Annotated in this window: 15 protein-coding genes; 6 read left to right on the top strand and 9 right to left on the bottom strand. The window is 47.6% G+C overall.

Annotated features, from left to right (window positions below):
• Positions 1-6: 6 nt before the first annotated feature.
• The 3 genes from BC351_RS15035 to BC351_RS15025 are packed head-to-tail and all read left to right on the top strand — an operon-like array spanning position 7 to position 2,414.
• Positions 7-639: a DedA family protein gene (locus BC351_RS15035; RefSeq protein ID WP_079413354.1), complete on the top strand. Its 633-nt coding sequence runs from the start codon at positions 7-9 to the stop codon at positions 637-639.
• Positions 617-1,315 (top strand): response regulator transcription factor, encoded by a 699-nt coding sequence (locus tag BC351_RS15030; protein ID WP_144028401.1) that lies wholly within the window; start codon positions 617-619, stop codon positions 1,313-1,315. Before BC351_RS15035 ends, BC351_RS15030 begins: the two co-directional genes overlap by 23 nt.
• Positions 1,308-2,414 (top strand): HAMP domain-containing sensor histidine kinase, encoded by a 1,107-nt coding sequence (locus tag BC351_RS15025; RefSeq protein ID WP_079413352.1) that lies wholly within the window; start codon positions 1,308-1,310, stop codon positions 2,412-2,414. Before BC351_RS15030 ends, BC351_RS15025 begins: the two co-directional genes overlap by 8 nt.
• Before the next feature lie 135 nt (positions 2,415-2,549).
• Here the strand turns inward: BC351_RS15025 and BC351_RS15020 are convergent, their stop codons facing one another.
• On the bottom strand, positions 2,550-2,927 hold the full coding sequence (locus BC351_RS15020) for a hypothetical protein (RefSeq protein WP_079413350.1): 378 nt from the start codon (positions 2,925-2,927) through the stop codon (positions 2,550-2,552).
• A 147-nt stretch (positions 2,928-3,074) separates the two neighbouring features.
• On the opposite strand from BC351_RS15020, the gene BC351_RS15015 reads away from it, so the two are divergent.
• Positions 3,075-3,584 carry a C40 family peptidase gene (locus BC351_RS15015; protein ID WP_244209001.1) on the top strand — a complete coding sequence of 170 codons (510 nt, stop codon included), beginning with the start codon at positions 3,075-3,077 and terminating at the stop codon, positions 3,582-3,584.
• 101 nt (positions 3,585-3,685) lie between these two features.
• Here BC351_RS15015 and BC351_RS15010 read toward each other — a convergent pair whose 3' ends face one another.
• Both BC351_RS15010 and BC351_RS15005 read right to left on the bottom strand, forming a co-directional pair.
• Positions 3,686-4,018, bottom strand: coding sequence for a hypothetical protein (locus BC351_RS15010; RefSeq protein ID WP_079413348.1), 333 nt, complete (start codon positions 4,016-4,018; stop codon positions 3,686-3,688).
• Between the two features lie 119 nt (positions 4,019-4,137).
• Positions 4,138-5,067 (bottom strand): AraC family transcriptional regulator, encoded by a 930-nt coding sequence (locus tag BC351_RS15005; protein WP_079413346.1) that lies wholly within the window; start codon positions 5,065-5,067, stop codon positions 4,138-4,140.
• A 118-nt stretch (positions 5,068-5,185) separates the two neighbouring features.
• On the opposite strand from BC351_RS15005, the gene BC351_RS15000 reads away from it, so the two are divergent.
• A complete protein-coding gene (locus tag BC351_RS15000; RefSeq protein ID WP_079413344.1) occupies positions 5,186-5,995 on the top strand; it encodes a phytanoyl-CoA dioxygenase family protein in 810 nt (269 codons plus the stop codon).
• Positions 5,988-6,905: an NHL repeat-containing protein gene (locus BC351_RS14995; protein WP_079413342.1), complete on the top strand. Its 918-nt coding sequence runs from the start codon at positions 5,988-5,990 to the stop codon at positions 6,903-6,905. The genes BC351_RS15000 and BC351_RS14995 overlap by 8 nt, the downstream gene beginning before the upstream one ends.
• Positions 6,906-6,989: 84 nt before the next feature.
• Here BC351_RS14995 and BC351_RS14990 read toward each other — a convergent pair whose 3' ends face one another.
• The 6 genes from BC351_RS14990 to BC351_RS14965 form a co-directional block, all read right to left on the bottom strand.
• A complete protein-coding gene (locus tag BC351_RS14990) occupies positions 6,990-9,749 on the bottom strand; it encodes an alpha-L-rhamnosidase (RefSeq protein ID WP_079413340.1) in 2,760 nt (919 codons plus the stop codon).
• Positions 9,750-9,798: 49 nt separating this feature from the next.
• A complete protein-coding gene (locus BC351_RS14985) occupies positions 9,799-10,623 on the bottom strand; it encodes a carbohydrate ABC transporter permease (protein WP_079413338.1) in 825 nt (274 codons plus the stop codon).
• Position 10,624: 1 nt separating this feature from the next.
• Complete coding sequence (locus tag BC351_RS14980) at positions 10,625-11,545, bottom strand: carbohydrate ABC transporter permease (RefSeq protein ID WP_079413336.1); 921 nt, start codon at positions 11,543-11,545, stop codon at positions 10,625-10,627.
• 82 nt (positions 11,546-11,627) lie between these two features.
• Positions 11,628-12,944: an ABC transporter substrate-binding protein gene (locus BC351_RS14975; RefSeq protein WP_079413334.1), complete on the bottom strand. Its 1,317-nt coding sequence runs from the start codon at positions 12,942-12,944 to the stop codon at positions 11,628-11,630.
• Positions 12,945-13,137: 193 nt separating this feature from the next.
• A complete protein-coding gene (locus BC351_RS14970) occupies positions 13,138-14,730 on the bottom strand; it encodes a response regulator (protein ID WP_079413328.1) in 1,593 nt (530 codons plus the stop codon).
• Position 14,731: 1 nt separating this feature from the next.
• Positions 14,732-16,405: a sensor histidine kinase gene (locus BC351_RS14965; RefSeq protein ID WP_158082095.1), complete on the bottom strand. Its 1,674-nt coding sequence runs from the start codon at positions 16,403-16,405 to the stop codon at positions 14,732-14,734.
• Positions 16,406-16,595: the final 190 nt, after the last annotated feature.

Below are 16,595 nucleotides of genomic sequence, written 5' to 3'. Positions count from 1 at the left end.
ATATTTATGAATTATGAAACCCTTCTTTCACTTATTCAGCAATATGGCTATGCAGCTCTATTTTTGGCTTTATGGCTTGGCATCGTTGGCATACCGATTCCGGATGAAGTTATTGTCATGACTAGTGGTGCCGTGACGGTTAACGCGCTGCTGCTGCCTCTTCCCGCTTTTATTCTGACCTATATGGGTGTCTGTTCAGGTTTATCTTTAGGTTATGTGCTTGGCAGATACGTGGGCTCACCTGTGTTAGCTAAATTGCAGCGCAAGAAAAAAATGGGGAAATACTTACTTTTTTCAGAGACTCTTGTGCGAAAATATGGTAACTTTGGAATATGCATCAGTTATTTTCTTCCCATCATTCGTCATGTAATGCCCTATGTGGTCGGTTCTCATAAAATGACATTCAAACGGTACGCCCTCTACTCCTATACAACGGGTCTGGTCTGGACATTTCTGTACTTTATGATTGGACGATACATCGGTGATCATGCCTGGGAAGCCGGAAATGTAATTTACCAATATAGTTTACGATTCATTTGGGTCCCATTCGTGATTATCGTGGTTTGGGCACTCATCCGTTATGCCAGAGGCAAAACCAACAAAGGAGGGATTCCTTATGACGATGAAGGTTCTCGTTAGCGATGACGATCCGGAAATTCGCGATGTGATTCGCATCTATTTGCAAAATGAAGGATACCAGGTGTTTGAAGCTGAGGATGGCGTTCAAGCAATTGAATTGCTGCGCCGCGAGCCAGTTCATTTGATTATACTCGACATCATGATGCCTAATATGGATGGTATCAAGGCTTGCTTCAAAATAAGAGAAATGACCAAAATCCCTATTATTATGCTCTCTGCCAAAGGAGAGGATATTGACAAAATAACAGGTCTTACCACGGGAGCGGACGACTACTTAGCCAAGCCCTTTAATCCGCTCGAGCTGATCGCCAGAGTAAGGGCACAGCTGCGCAGGCAGATGTTCACTGAAGGAACCGAAGTCAGCAAAGCCACCGATAATAGCTTCATGGAAATCGACGATTTGGTAATCAATAAAAACAAGCATCTGGTGACAATCCGCGGTAAAGAAGCGACACTTACGCCAATCGAATTTTCCATTCTTGAGCTGCTTGCCGGCCATCGTGGGCAGGTGTTCAACGTGGAGCAAATTTACAGGAACGTTTGGAAGGAAGATAAATTTCTTTCCGACAATACGGTAATGGTCCACGTGCGCAATATTCGCGAGAAGATTGAAGACAATCCACGCGAGCCGCGATTCATCAAAACGGTTTGGGGAGTGGGATATAAAGTTGAATAGTGACTTCCTCTCTCTCTTGAACTGGAAAAAAAGCATTCGGCTGCGCTTGCTGGGGTCGCTCCTTTTAAGCCTCATTGTTTCATTTTTTGGAACAACAGTTCTCGCTAACATTTGGGTATTTGTACTTCCTCATATTGCCATACCTGAATTAGTAGCTGCAACCACTTCCTTCCTGTCCTTTCTTTGCATCTTCCTGCTCGTATCCTTCTTCTTGATGCGTCATATCGTCCGTTACATCCGGACTCTTGCCGATGGGCTCATGTCGATAGCCAAGGGGGATCTCAATTATCGTGTTCCTTTAACGAGTCAAGACGAGCTGGGGGTTGTCGCCCAGAACATTAATTACATGGCAGAGCAATTGCAAAGCATGATGAATAGAGAACGACAAATCGAGATCTCCAAAATGGAGCTTATCACACATGTTTCCCATGATTTGCGCACGCCTTTGACAAGCATCATCGGTTATTTAAACCTGCTCAAAAACGATAACTATCAAAACCTGGATGAACATAAACGATACATCAATAACACTTTTAATAAGACTCAGCAATTGAAAAAGCTGATCGACGATCTCTTCGAGTATACCCGTCTAACTAGCGGCGAAGTCAATCTCTCCTTTCAAATAATTGATCTCAGCAGCTTGCTTGAGCAAATTATCATTGAGTTCGAACCGATTGCTCAAGAACTTTCCCTAACGGTCAGGAAAGATTGGGAATTGAAGCCCCTCTTTGCTAACGTGAATGTGGAAAAGTTCGTTCGGGCAATCGATAACCTGCTCATGAATGCACTCAAGTTCTCCTTGAAATCCGGTGAAATTACCGTTCGACTTACCGAACATGACAATCAAATTGTGCTTGCCATTGAGAATTGGGGGATCCCGATAACCGAGGAACAAGAGAAGCTTTTGTTCGAACGTTTCTATAAGGCGGAGCCTTCGCGGCGCGATCGCGACATGCTTACTGGTGCAGGACTGGGTCTATCCATTACCAAATACATCGTCGAACTCCATAGCGGACGAATTGGGCTGACCCATTCGAATGGGCATTTCACCTTTTTTATCGAGCTGCCACGAGAAGCACTCCAACAAGAAAATACTTGAGAAAAGTCCCCTTTCATTTCTGCGATGACTGGGATAAGCCTCCGCCTAGTTGTACTTCTAATAAACCTGCGATTATACATCTTTTGAAGCATGGTTTAGCCGAGAATCACGAAATTCCTGCAATTATGCATGTTTTTACGGCATATTTCTGATTTTGGGATGAAAAAGATGGAAAAGCCTGCATAATCGCAGGCTTTTCCTCTTTTCAGATGATTTTGTTAACAAAGCCTGCACTATGGCAGGTTTTTGCCCATGTGAAACAACCACATGCCACTCCAGCCCCCCAGCGGGGCTTTCAAATTTTCGATATCCAAATAGCGTTATGAGCAGGAGACCGCTCATGACAAAGATCGTGATGGTTAAGCCCAATTCCAGATCTGCGTTGTTCAGGAAGTCAGCGGCAGTCTCCCTAATCGTCGTGTAAACATCCTCCTTTTTCGTATTTCGAATATGAATGACAAATTTATTAGAGTAATTGAATTGTCCCTTCTCTGTCAAGGATATAATGTTCATTAGATTCTCATAGATTTCTAATCGCAACGATTTTTCCCAGTCTGGACAAGGAATATCGCAATGCATGGTATATTTTAGGGATTTCCAGATGTGATAAGGTGTTCTCAGGTGAAAACCTAAAACTCGATCCTGAGGAGGATATCTATCATGAATACTATGAGAAACAGCCGCCTAAGCAAATCGCTATTAGGAATCACACTAAGCGCTTCCTTGTTGCTATCAGCTAATCTTGTCTTATCTCCACAAGCCGTACATGCTGCCAGTGTCACAACAGCAACTGCTACTTCAACAGCACTTAAGGCTAATAGTATCCTAGCAACAGGCAAGCAATACATGGGCGTAAGATATCAATTTGGAGCACCTAAAGGCAGTACACGTTCTTTTGATTGTTCGTCCTTTACGCAATATGTTTATGGGAAGTCTGGCGTAAATCTGCCGCGCTCATCCCAGGCTCAATCTCATGTAGGTACTTATGTCCCTAGGAATCAGTTGCAACCTGGTGATCTAGTTTTCTTCTATTCCCCTATTCACCATGTAGGCATCTATATGGGAAATGGTAAGATTCTTCATACCTATGGAAGCCCTGGCGTGACGATTTCGGATTTAAATTCAAACTGGTGGAGCAGCCACTACAGCACAGCTCGCCGCGTCCTTTAATTGCAAAAGCTCCTTCCGCCTATCGCGGAAGGAGCTTTTCATGATTAAAGGATTAGAAATTGGGACTCGTACATTTTGGAAACATCCGCATGGAGCCCGTGCTATTTTAACGCTTTTAACTTGTCTTTAATTTTCTTTTCACTAGCTTCTAAAGATTTAAGCTTCTGTTCGTATTTCGTAATTTTCGACTTGGATTTTGCTGCTTTCGCTTGTTCCAAAAGCTTCTTAGTGCTTTCGATTGATTTTTCAATGCTGGCAAGCTGACTTTCAAGATTTTTCTTCTGGGACTGCACCGCAGTTGTTTGTTTGCTGGTATGTACCGATGCGTGTTGGGTCGCCGAATTCGTTGCCGCAAACGCCGACATTGGGAAAGCTGCAATAAGTCCGGTAATTGTTGTGATGACGGCAATTTTTCTGATTTTTTGAATAAACACAAGTATCCCTCCAGCATATAAATCAAGTGCAAAAGCACTATCATCCCAATTATACGGCCGATTTATTAAAACAAGATGAAATTTAGATGTAATTTTTGGCTAAACCACGATCCTGAAACTTATTCTTTTCCTCTTTCCAGCCATAAGATGGAATCCGCATATCGTTTGGGAGGGATACCTTCGACCCGCTTGAATAATTTGCTGAAATAATACAGATCACCAATGCCTATAATTTCAGCTATTTCCTGTACGGTATACTTTCTTTCACGCAGCAATCTCTTGGCTTCTTCCATTCGCAGTCGCAGCAAATAATCAGCAACGGATTGTCCGGTTGCCTGCCGAAATATCGTCCCGAAATACTTGGGTGTAAGGGCCGCGCGTTTGGCCAGCAATCCCGAACTGATTCGCTCAGTAAAGTGCGCTTCCATATAAGTGATGGCATCGAGCACCAAATCTGCGTGAGAATGCCCTATTCGTACGCCTTCTTTGGACATCAGTTCACTATGGATGTGTCCGATTAACTGAAGCAATAACGTTTTGAGCCGCAGCGGTGCATCGGTTCTCGATTCCTCGAAGCAATGCTGCAGCTCCCGGAACACTTCATAGAATTGCTGAGCGGCCAAGGGCTGCATTTTCTCCGGAATCTCCATCTCCGCAAGAACTACGGTAGGTCTGTTACCCAGCCAGCTCTCTCCGTTAGACTCCGCTCCTTCCGCTTTCCTGCCCAAATACACAGAATAAGGCGAAAAATCCAAGCCCTCTCCAAGAAAGACATAATCAAAATGTACCGCAAAACAAAGCATTGGCCCCTCATCCGCAATATGCATCTCATTAGCCAAATGGGGCCTGATATGCACAAGATCGCCACTCCGAATCGCATAGGACCGTTCTTCGATCCAGATTGTACCGCTGCCTTTGAGAACATAAATAAACTCATAATCGTAAATATGCCGCTTCGGCAATCGGCTTCCTGCAGGAAGCTCAACCTCATGCACATAGCGGACATAAGGAGACAGTGTTCGGTAATCAACTCTTAATGTTTCACTCATCTATTTCACCTTATATTGATTCGACTTTTTTACAAATAATGAGGAAATTTCTCCATCGTCCTTCTGCTCTCCTCCTATTATAATTGCTTTAAACCCAGACACAAGGAGGATTTAAACTATGAACTTACATTCAAAAATACAAACCCCGATTACGCAAGACCATATCGACTTTTATAGGGAAAATGGATTTGTGCAGGTGGACAACATGCTGACTTCGGAAGAACTGGCGGAGCTGCGTGTCTATCTGGAAGAAGCTATGCAAACGGAAAGCGACCGATCTTTAGCAGCGGATCAAAAAGGCGGTTCCTATTACCGCGTATTGAACCAAAAAATCAACCTTTGGCGCGACCATGCAGGAATGGGATCCTACAGTTTCCACCCCCGTTTCGCCCAATCGGCACTCGAGCTGTCCGGCGCCTCGGGTATGCGATTTTTCCACGATCATGGACTTTGGAAAATGCCAGGTGATTCCAAAGCGACGCCTTGGCATCAGGACACCCCCTACTGGCCCATTCAGGAATCCGAAGCGGGCATGATGTCAATCTGGATAACGCTTGACGACGTGAACGAGGACAATGGCTGCATGGCTTTCGTGCCCAAATCCCACAAACTCGGCAAACTGACAGGCATCGATTTCCTCAACCCGCAAAATATATTCGACTATATCGAAGGAGGTCAAGCCGAGGGTCAGAAGCCCGTTATTGTTCCGTTAAAAGCGGGAAGCTGCACGTTTCATAACGGCCTGACCTTCCACTATGCCCATGCGAATTCCACGGATAAACCTCGCCGTGTACTGGCTATCATCTTCACGCCGGACGGCGTCACGTTCGATGGCAAGGAACATCCCGTGACAAACGGACTGGGCTTGAAGGCAGGCGAGCCGATTGCAGGACCACGTTTCCCGCTGCTGGTGAAAGCCAATGTCTGAGCCGCGCTTGATCGCCAAGCCGGTCATTAGCTGGCCTCGTCTGCCAAGCGGCATGGAGCTGGGCTATACGCACGGCATCGCCGTTGATTCTCAGGACCGAATCTTTATCTTCAACATGAGCCATCATGCTGTTGTTGTTCTCGACCCTGAAGGAAACTATCTGTACTCTTGGGGCGAGGCATTCGCCCGCGGTGCCCATGGCCTGCATCTGAGCCGCGAAGCTAACGGCGAAGAATTCTTGTATTTGACTGACATTGCCAGGCATCTGGTTGCCAAATACACATTGGATGGACGGGAGCTGCTGACCATCAGCGCTCCCCCTCTCCCAACCGCATATCCTTCTTCAGAGCAATTCAAGCCAACGGATGTGAGCGTTGCTCCGAATGGAGATATCTATGTGGTCGATGGCTATGGGGAGTACTACATTCACCGTTATGATAATGCTGGAACATGGCTCAGCTCTTGGGGCGGTCGGGGCAGCTGTGACGGGCAATTCCAAGAACCCCATGGCATATGGATCGATACAAGTGGCTCAGAGCCGCTATTGTACGTGGCCGATCGAAGAAATCAACGCTTTCCTTGTTTCACCTTAGACGGTGAGCTGCTGCGCACCTATGTCGGTGATTTCCTGCTGCCCTGTGATCTGGTTGGTGATGGAAACCACTACTATATTCCCGATTTGAATAGTCGCGTGACGATAACGGATGCCCAGTTTCGGGTGATCACGCATATCGGTGAGAACCCTAACCAATGGGAGGATGAACGTTGGCCTAACATTCCCGAGTCAGAGTGGAAGGATGATCATTTCATCTCCCCGCACGCGTTATGCCTCGACAACCAAGGAAATCTGCTTGTCGTCGAATGGGTGCCGCGCGGAAGAATAACGAAATGGCAAATGACGTACTTATAAACGAGATCTCCTTTGTTGAGCAGTAAATAAAGGGCTGTCCGAGAGGTCATGACAAGACCTTGATGGACAGCCCTTTTGGGGTCTTTATTCAGCTTGTTTATGTCGCGAAGTCTCATAAAAGGATTTGAATTGGTAGCTTCCCGATTCAACGAGTAAAACCTCGCAGTCCCCTTCCCTGCCGATAACCCTAACTCCAGGCACACTCGCCGCAGGGAGCCCTCCTTCTGTCACAGGTGTTCCTTCCTCCGAAGGCATATGAACAAAGGCAGTTCCGTTGGCAGGCACAGTCAGCATGAGCTCGAATACGTCGTCTTGCAGCGTCCACTGCGTTGAAATAAGACCTTGAATCGAGTCATACTCACACTTGGCTGAACTAATACCGCCTAATGGTCGTGGACGAATCACTGATCGACTAAAACCAGGTGTGGAAGGGTCGGGACGAATCCCCCCTACATGACGGTAGAGCCATTCGCCAACCGAGCCGAATGCATAATGACAGAGGGAGTTCATCCCTGGGTCCTGAAAACCATTCGCCACCGTCCATCCATCCCAACGCTCCCAGATTGTTGTCGCCCCTTGAAGAACCGAATACAGCCATGAAGGATATTGTTCTCTGAGCAGCAAACGGAAAGCAAGCGATTCATGACCATTCTCTGAAAGAACTTCCATAAGATGCTTCGTACCATGAAAGCCCGTTGCCGCTAAATCGCCAGCCGCTTCGATCTTCCCGACAAGCCGCGTCAACGCGGCATCTCTAAGCTGATCCGGCACCAAGCTCCAAGCCAAAGCAAGCGCGTAAACCGTTTGCGTATCGCCCCTGATTTCACCCGCATCACTGATGAATTCACGGATAAAAGCTTCTCGTACGAACTCGTATAGCTTATCGTAATAAGCGGCGTCCGCTTCCTCGCCGATGACGCGTGCAATGTTGGACATCAGCTTGACGCCATTCGCCCAATAAGCGGTCGCAAATACGTCATAAGGGGTTGTCGAGTGAGTATCCACTTGCCAACCGAATTCCGCCTTTGTCTCCGCGAACGGTCTTTCGTCGATCGACAGCCAGTCGCCGTACTGCGGAGCGTCACGGCGGATTCCGCTAGGGTACAAGGCTTCATTGTAGTCCATCCAACGTTTCATGGAGGCATAATGCTTGCGCAATAATTGGCTGTCTCCATATCTCTCGAACAGCAGCCAAGCAATGATCGGCGGCGCATCCGCCCATCCCGCAGAGGCGGTGTGAGTGTACGTGAAATCATTGTCAAACTCTGTCTTAGGACCGAAGATGAAAGGCGCAAAATCAGTGAAAGCGCCCGTCTGCCTCTGCCCATCCTCCATGTCGTTCAGCCATTTGGCCAGAAAAGCCGAGACGTCCATGTTGTAAGCAGCCGTCGGGGCAAAAATCTGCGCATCGCCGGTCCAGCCATGCCGCTCGTCACGCTGCGGACAATCCGTCGGAACGCTCATATAGTTGGCTCGCTGCGTCCAGCGGATGTTGTCGATCAGCTTGTTCACAAGCGGATTCGAAGTCTCCAGTGTCCCTACCTCCGGTAGGCTGGAGTAAACGACAATTCCCTCGATATCCTCAGCTAGAAGTGCTGGTCCACCACTAATTTCCACATATCGATAGCCATGATAAGTGAAAACAGGCTCAAAAGTCTCACGTCCGCTGCCATGGCAGATGTAAGTATCGGTCTGTCTGGCATAACGGAGATTCTCCGTATACAGACGGCCTTCTTCATCCAAAGCTTCTGCATAGCGCAGCGTATAACGAGTGCCCTCGCTTGCTTGCACAACGATGCTAAGATAGCCGCTCGTCATCTGTCCCATGTCCACCAATAGGGTGTCTTCCGCTAATCTTCGAATATCGCTTGGGGTTCTGGATTGAAGAGCCCGAATGGGCGGAGACATTTGGGCAACGAGTTTCCCTCGATAATCATGCATTCGTGAGGCGGGAGCCCATCTGGCATCATCAAAGCTGCGCTCTTGCCAACCATGGGGTTCTAGCCGTGCGTCCCAATTCTCTCCCATTTGCAAATCAGAACCGACGATCTGTCCAAAACCAGCCTTCCAATCATCGTCTGTAGAGAGGCTTTGGCGCGTTCCATCTTCGTACTCAATGTTCATTTGAAGCAGAAACGAAGGTTCCATGCCATATCGCTGATACCCGTACATCCCGATATAACCGGTATACCAGCCGTGTCCCAGCATCGTCGCAATCACGTTATCTCCACTTTGAATGCAGGAGGTAATATCGTAGGTTTGATATTGCGTACGTACATGATAGTCGGTCCATTCCGGCGTGAGCGCGTCGTTTCCAATACGCACTCCATTTAGGTGAAGCCGATACACACCCAGCGCTGTAGTGTAAACAGTCGCTCTCCGAACTGCGCCTTCCGAGCGGAACGAGCGGCGCAAATAAACGACAGGCAGCGGCTCTTCGCGGGAAGGCTTGCGTCCGCTTGCACGGCCAATCCAGCAGCCTTTCCATTCCGAGCGGCTGAGCAGCCCCATCGTCCATGACGCCGTTTCGCTCCAAGCCAAGGCCTCCCCTTGTTCATCCCAGACGCGCACCTTCCAGTGAACTCTCTGTTCGGATTGCAGCGGGCTGCCGGAATAGACAATATGCTGGGATTGGGAGCTGACAACAACGCCGCTGTCCCACAGATCCCCCTCATCTTGATCCAAAACTTGCTGGGAAGAAGCTGCAATGATGCGATAAGCGCTCTGGCTCGCGCTTCGCCGCTTGGATTGCATAATCCAGCCGAGCTTCGGAGCCGTCGTATCAATCCCTAGCGGACAATCCAGATATTCCGTGCGAAGCTTGATAATCGTTGTTTGATCCATGTCCTTTTCCTCCTTATTTGTATAATCAAGATTGGCGTTAGTTGGAGGTTTATCCTTTTACACCGCCAGATGCAACACCTTCGATGATTCTGCGCGAGAATAAAAAAAGCAGGATGAGCAGCGGCACCGTCGCCATAACAGAGCCCACCATAGCCATATCCATATTGTAAATGGCATTGTTGGTGAATTTCATTATCATGAGTGGTATCGTTTTCTTCGACTCGCTGTGCAGAAATATAAGCGGTACAAAAAATTGGTTCCAGATTTGCATCGACATAATGATGCAGATGCTGAACGTAATCGGGCTGGCTAGTGGAAACATGACACGGATAAACGTGGTCCATTCACCAGCCCCATCGATTTTGGCAGATTCATAGAGATCGTTTGGCAGATTGGCGAAGAAAGTCGTCAGCAAAAAAACAGGCATGGAAAGCCCTGACGCCAGAACGAGAATAACAGAGAATTGGCTATCCAGCAGACCCATCTGACGAATAAGCAGAAAGATCGGTACAATGCCAAGCTGCACGGGGAACATTAAACCGATTAGAAAATAGAGCAGCACGCCTTTTTTAAATCTAAACTTAAATTTCCCTATGCCGTAAGCCACCATTGTCGATAACATGACCACAAGGAATAAAGCGGCCGCTACGATCAATAAACTATTGAGCAAATAAGTGAAAAAGCCCTGTTCCATGAACAATTTACGATAATTTCCGAAGTCCAAATGCTTGGGGAACGCGAAGGTTGCTGACAACAGATCCTTCTTGGGACGGAACGATTGGTAAGTCATATAGACAAGCACGAACAACGTAAAAAGCGAGTAAACCCACAGAATGGCTGCGCTGATCGGCATTTTTTTCGGTCTCAGATTCATCTTAATCCTCCGATCTACGATAGATAAGGAATAATTGCAGCAGCGAAACGAGGAAGACGATCATGAACATCACACAGGCAATGGTCGTACCCATGCCCATCGCATTAATATTGGATGAGCCTCCGACGGAGCTGTTGTCACCAAACGATATCCGGTAGAAGAATAAAGCCATCACATCGACACTGCGGTTAATTCCCCCCGAAGCACCGCCTAGAATGAAGCTGAAGTCGAATAAGGTTAAAGCGAAAATGTAGGTCAAAATGAGCATATTCAGTATGGTCGTTTTGATTTGAGGTACGACGATACGGAAGAACCTTCCCCAATAGGTGGCGCCATCGAGCAGTGCAGCTTCAATCGTTTCCACAGAAATCATTTTCATAGCGCCTAGGAAAAAGATCATGCCGACCCCGATGCCTGACCAAGCAACCAATACCCAAACAATGTAAATGCCAAGCTCAGGAAGTCCCATCCAAGGCCTCGTCCAATCGCCAAGACCAACGACTTCAAGCAGCTTGTTGAACACGCCGATATTGCCATCGAAGACCATGACGCCCATGAAGGCAATAACGGGGGTTGCAATAAATTGCGGGGAAAAGATCATAGCTTGAAAAAAACGGTGCCCTCTGATTTGCCCATATAAAACATAAGCCAAATACAACTGAACTGGAAGCACCACAAGTGCGTTAAGGGCAAAGATCGTAAAACTGTGAGACAACGCGTTCTTAAGCTGAGTAAAAAGCTCCGGATTCGAGAACAATTCCACATAATTGTCGATTCCAACGAACGTTTTTGCCCCAATACCATCCCACGTGTTCAAGCTGATCTGAATAGCTGAAACAATCGGATATACAGAGAATAACGTATAAAGAGCAAAACCTGGAAAAATGAACCAGAGATAAGGTTTCCTGCGAATCCATGCCAAGGGGACCACCTGCTTTCATGCAGAAGCAGGCCAAAGCGGCGTTTCTTCTCGCGCCGCTTGACCGTCCTGCGGATTTCTAACGTTATTTCTGTGCTGGGTACGTCGCGATTTTATCGAGGATCGCAGCTCCCTGCTCACCCGTGATGGCAGACGTCATCAACTTCGGAATGACTTCCTTCATTAAAGTGTCGGCCACATTCGATTTCGGCGTTGACAACACGGTCAGCACGGAATAAATGTTGAGCCCCGCTTCGTCAAAAACTGCCATCTCCTTGACACCATCATCTTTTGGCTTAATGTCCTTGATGGTCGGTACAAGACCTGTGGAGTCCTCCATGATTTGCTGGGCCTCCTGTCCGCTCAAAAAGCTTAAATATTTGATCGCTTCTGGAGAATGCTTCGTCTGCGCTGATATCGCATAGGTCATGAAATTACTGTAACTGGATTGTACGACGCGTTTACCCTCTTTGTTCGGAATCGGGAAGCGTCCCAGATTGATGCCTGAGGCGACATACGTCGCATTATTCCACGTACCGTCGATAATGGCTGCCGACTTGCCGTTCGTGAAGGAGAACTGCGCCCCTGCCATGTCTTGCGCTAAGAAATCTTTGCCGAAATAGCCTTTCTCCGCAAAATCACGGAACGCTTGCAGCGTTTGCGCGAAGGCTGGATCGGTGAGCTTGCCTTTGCCGAGCTGCGCGGCCTGGATAGCATTGTTTGCAAAAGCGGGAGCTAAAGCAAAGACCGGCCAAGCGCGATCCCATTCGCTTTTGCCAGCTAAGGCGATTGGTGTCACACCTGCGGTTTTCAGCTTGTCGAGGCCTTGGACAAATTCGTCCCAATTTTTAGGCACGCCAAGTCCATTTTTATTAAAGATATCTTTGTTGTAATAGACCACATTCGTATCGAAGAATGAAGGCAGCGAACAATACAGCTTGCCATTCACCGTACAGTAGTCTTTCTCTGGCGCTTTGAACCTTGTCAAATCCATGTTCGCTGAGGTAAGGTCGAGCAGGAAGCCATTTTTGACCATCTCGCTCATCTTGGACGTTTTGTCTCCTTGCACCCAAAATAAATCAGGCAGTTCGTTAGCCTGCAGCGCCACGTTCAAGCTTTGATCGTTCTGCGCAAAGTCGTACTTAATCTTTATATTGGGATTTTTGGCTTCGAAGGCAGCGTTGATCTTCTTGAACGGCTCTTCCAGAACGGCCTGATTGCCAAGATCCCCCCAAACCTTAAGCGTAACTTTATCCCCGCTTGGCGATGAGCTCGACTTCGGATTGGATGAGCTTGGTGCGGATGAGCTTCCCGGGGTGCTGCTGTTGCCTCCACAAGCTTGAAGCAGAAGCACACTCATGACAGTAACCGTCAGGAGCATAACTGTTTTGTTCTTTGTCAAAATGAACCCCTCCCATGTCTATTTTTCATTGCTAAAGCTTATTATCGTACGGATCGCGATCTATTCTTATTGTAAACGGTAACAAGTACTCATTCCATGTGCGCTCTCTCTGTTCTCATGCCAAACGAACCGGAACCCACTTGGCTCCGGCTGCAGTATGTTCTATATTTCTCGATTTTGATGCCAACTAAACCTATCTTTGCGTACTTTTGAAATGTTTGACGGTTTGGCCTGTTTTCTTTTTGAACACTTTGATAAAATAATTCGGACTTGAATAGCCAACACGTTCAGCTATTTCTTCCGTTGACAGCTCTGTGTCGCGGAACAGCCTGACGGCTTCTTGGATCCGCAAATCAGTCAAGTAATCCGAGAAAGCCTGACCTGTCTCTTGATTAAACCGCTGGCTGAAGTGATTCTCACTGAAGTTAGCTAATTGAGCCATGTCCTCGAGCCGGATTTGCTCGCTATAATGAACCTTCAAATAATCCTTCACGCGTTCGATCCAGCCTCCCCTTGCTTGCCGATGAGCAACCATTTGCTGGATGCGTGCTGTTATGTCCTGCAGCATTTGCCGCCATGCAATAGCCGTGCGAACTGCTCCTGCTGTCTCGGCAAACGGCCAAAGGGAACCAAACTTTTCGCGCAGTTCAACCGTATCAGGGTCATACCGCTCTATCAGGAAATCGGCCAGCTGCGATACCGCTGCAACACCAAGTCGAATCCATTCCGATGGCTTGTGAAGGTCAGATCTCTCATCCATATAAAGCGTCAAATCGTCCGCCAACGGGCGAAATTGCATATACCGAATACGCTGCTTGATTTGCTTGTATAAGTTTAACCATTCCTCTTCCGTGAACGCTCTCCGTTCTCCTGAAGTTTCAGAGAACTGAATGCTGCTGTTGAACAGCGACAGCTCCGCTGCTGCTTCAGCTTCACGACGCGCCTCCTCGCAGCTCCCGCTCCAAGCGAACATGCTCCCGAAGCCAACAGCCAATGAAACGTTCAGCTTCTGAGAGAACGCAGAAGTCCACTCCTCCGCCATTCGGAGACTTTCTTCCTGGCTCACAAGCGCTCCACTTCCCAGTTCGCAAGCGTAGCCGCCATGCAAATATCCGCCGCTTTCACCGAACAGGATGGGGTTACGGAGCCGAGAAAACATTTCTTCTGCTAATAACAGCATAGCTTTTCGCTCCGTTGAAGAATAGCCGGCTTCCCGCGGGCAAGGCAGCAGAGACACCCAGCGAAATCCATCTCCGTTATCAGCCAGCTTCTTCGCAAGCAGTGGATACTTCGCCGCAAGTGACGTACTTTCTTCCGACTTGCTGTTATCGAGCAGTTGTTTCACTTCTGCCAATAGTGGAGCATCGGACATATGTGCAGCGCCATCTCCAACTACTTTGCCTGCTTCTAATTGGTCTGCAAAAGGCAGCGACGCCAGTACACGCAGCAATTCGTCAGGCTCCATTTCGAATTTGGAAATATAGTCATTCACGCCAAGCCGGATTGCCTGTCTCGTATATTCAAAATCATTGTAGCTGCTAAGCACAATAACATGAAGGTTCGGTGCTAGCCGCTTCAATTCACGAACCAGTTCAAAACCGTCCATGCCGGGCATCCGAATATCCGTAAGTACAACGTCAAAATGCTGCTGCGATGCTGCTGCTAGCGCCTCCTCACCGTTCTTGAACACGCCGGTAATATGAAAACCATGCTGCTCCCAAGCGATGATGGATTGGAGCCCAATGCGTACAAGAGACTCGTCGTCTACGATCATGACATTGCGCATGTTACTCGTCCTCCTCTCTAGGTTGAAGCTGTAGTGGCAATGTTACGGTAACTTCAGTTCCTTGGCCTGGCACGCTCTTCATAGACAAGCCGAAGGTACTGCCATAATGGAGCTGGATTCTCTCATGAACACTGTGCAGACCGAAGTGATCATCCGACTTCTTGAAACTCCCAACGATCTCGAGCATTTGGTCTGGCTCGATACCAATACCGTTGTCCTCCACGGTCAGCAGAAGCACGTGGTCTTCCGCTCTAACCCATATGGTGATTTCCCCTGGCCGATCCGCTTGGGCCAACCCATGAATTAGCGCGTTCTCCATCAATGGCTGCAGCAAAAACTTCGGTACCCTCATATCCTCCAGCTCTTGCGGAATATCTGTGATGAATTGAAAGTGTTGGAAGCGAACCTTTTGTATCGTGACATAATTCCGCAGCATCGCGATCTCCGTCGCCAGTCTGACCGGGTCCCCTTTGCCGCGCAGCGCATAGGTGAGCATTTGGTTCAGGGAATCCACCATTTCCTTAATATTGTCCTGTTTCTGTATCATGGCCATCCAGCGGATAGAATTCAGCGTATTGTATAAAAAATGAGGAGACATCTGATTCTGCAAAACTCGGATTTCTGCATCCTTTTTCTTGGCTTCCTGCTTGGATACCTCATCGACGAGCTGCTCGATTTCATACATCACAGAAATGAACGTATCATTCATCTCCACAATCTCAATGGCCCCGCCAAATTGTTTCAGTTTACCAGGGCGTACGCCTTTGATGCCATGCTTCATATTAATCATCAAACGTCTAATGGGGATGACCAAATCCATCGCTAACAGCTGGGTGACGACAAGACCAATGACAATACAGACAAGCACGATGAAGATGGCTAATCGAACTATGCGATAGATGGGCTCATAGAGCTTATTCAGCGAAAGCTGTGCAGATAGATGCCAATTGTTGTGCAGCTGATTCTGCGAGTAGGTGAGCAGTTGGCGCTCATCTTCATTGATTTTGACGCCATTGCTAAGAATGAGCGCGTTGTCGGGTGACAGCAGCTTGATCGCGACACCTTCTTGAAATTTTGAATTGGAGAAAAAATCGGTAATCGTATTGGTGCCAATAATGATAGTCAGCGTCCCCAGCACATTCAGATTTTTATCTCGCACAGAACGACCCAAACGAAACGCCTCGAACTTCTCATACCCGTCACTATACAGGTGTGGCATGAACCAGAGCGCACTGCCTTTCATATCCTCTATTTGCTGCTTATAATCTGCATTCCCGACAGCGAAATCATCAACTGCATTCTTGCCGTAGGTATACTGGGCATCCGGTGTCTCAATCTTTATCGCTCGAATATAAACATTTTGATCGGCACCGAGCCAAAAAACGTTCAATTTCTCATTAATCGCATTCTGAATCTGAAACTTCTCATAATTCGAGCTTGGTTTAAGCGATATCAACGAAAGCAGTCCGTCGTCTGTCATAATCTGTTTGCTTAGCTTCTCGTAGCTGATCAAACGGTCATCCATCTTTTGGCCCATTAAACTAAGCAGATCCGTGGCATATTCCGAAGTTTGCGCTTTGGACGAATCTGTATAACTGCTGGTCAGCAAGTAGGTACCGGCTAATGCCGGAAGCAAAATGAGCGGCATATAAACAAGCAGCAGTTTGTAAGGCATTCGAATTCTCCCCCAGCGGAGGAAATTGGGCAATTTGGCTTTGAACATGGATGATCCCTCGATCCTTGGCTTTCTGCTTTCTGGGGAACTAGTGGTCGTTACTGATGATTCTAGCATAATGACTTGTGCATGGAAACGTATTCAATGATGGATAACTTTGCAAATGAAAACGACTTCCGCTTGTGTGGCG

Source organism: Paenibacillus ferrarius, from assembly GCF_002027705.1.
In the GTDB taxonomy this organism is placed as follows: Bacteria; Bacillota; Bacilli; order Paenibacillales; family NBRC-103111; genus Paenibacillus_E; species Paenibacillus_E ferrarius.
This window is presented reverse-complemented; position numbering and strand designations above follow the sequence as displayed.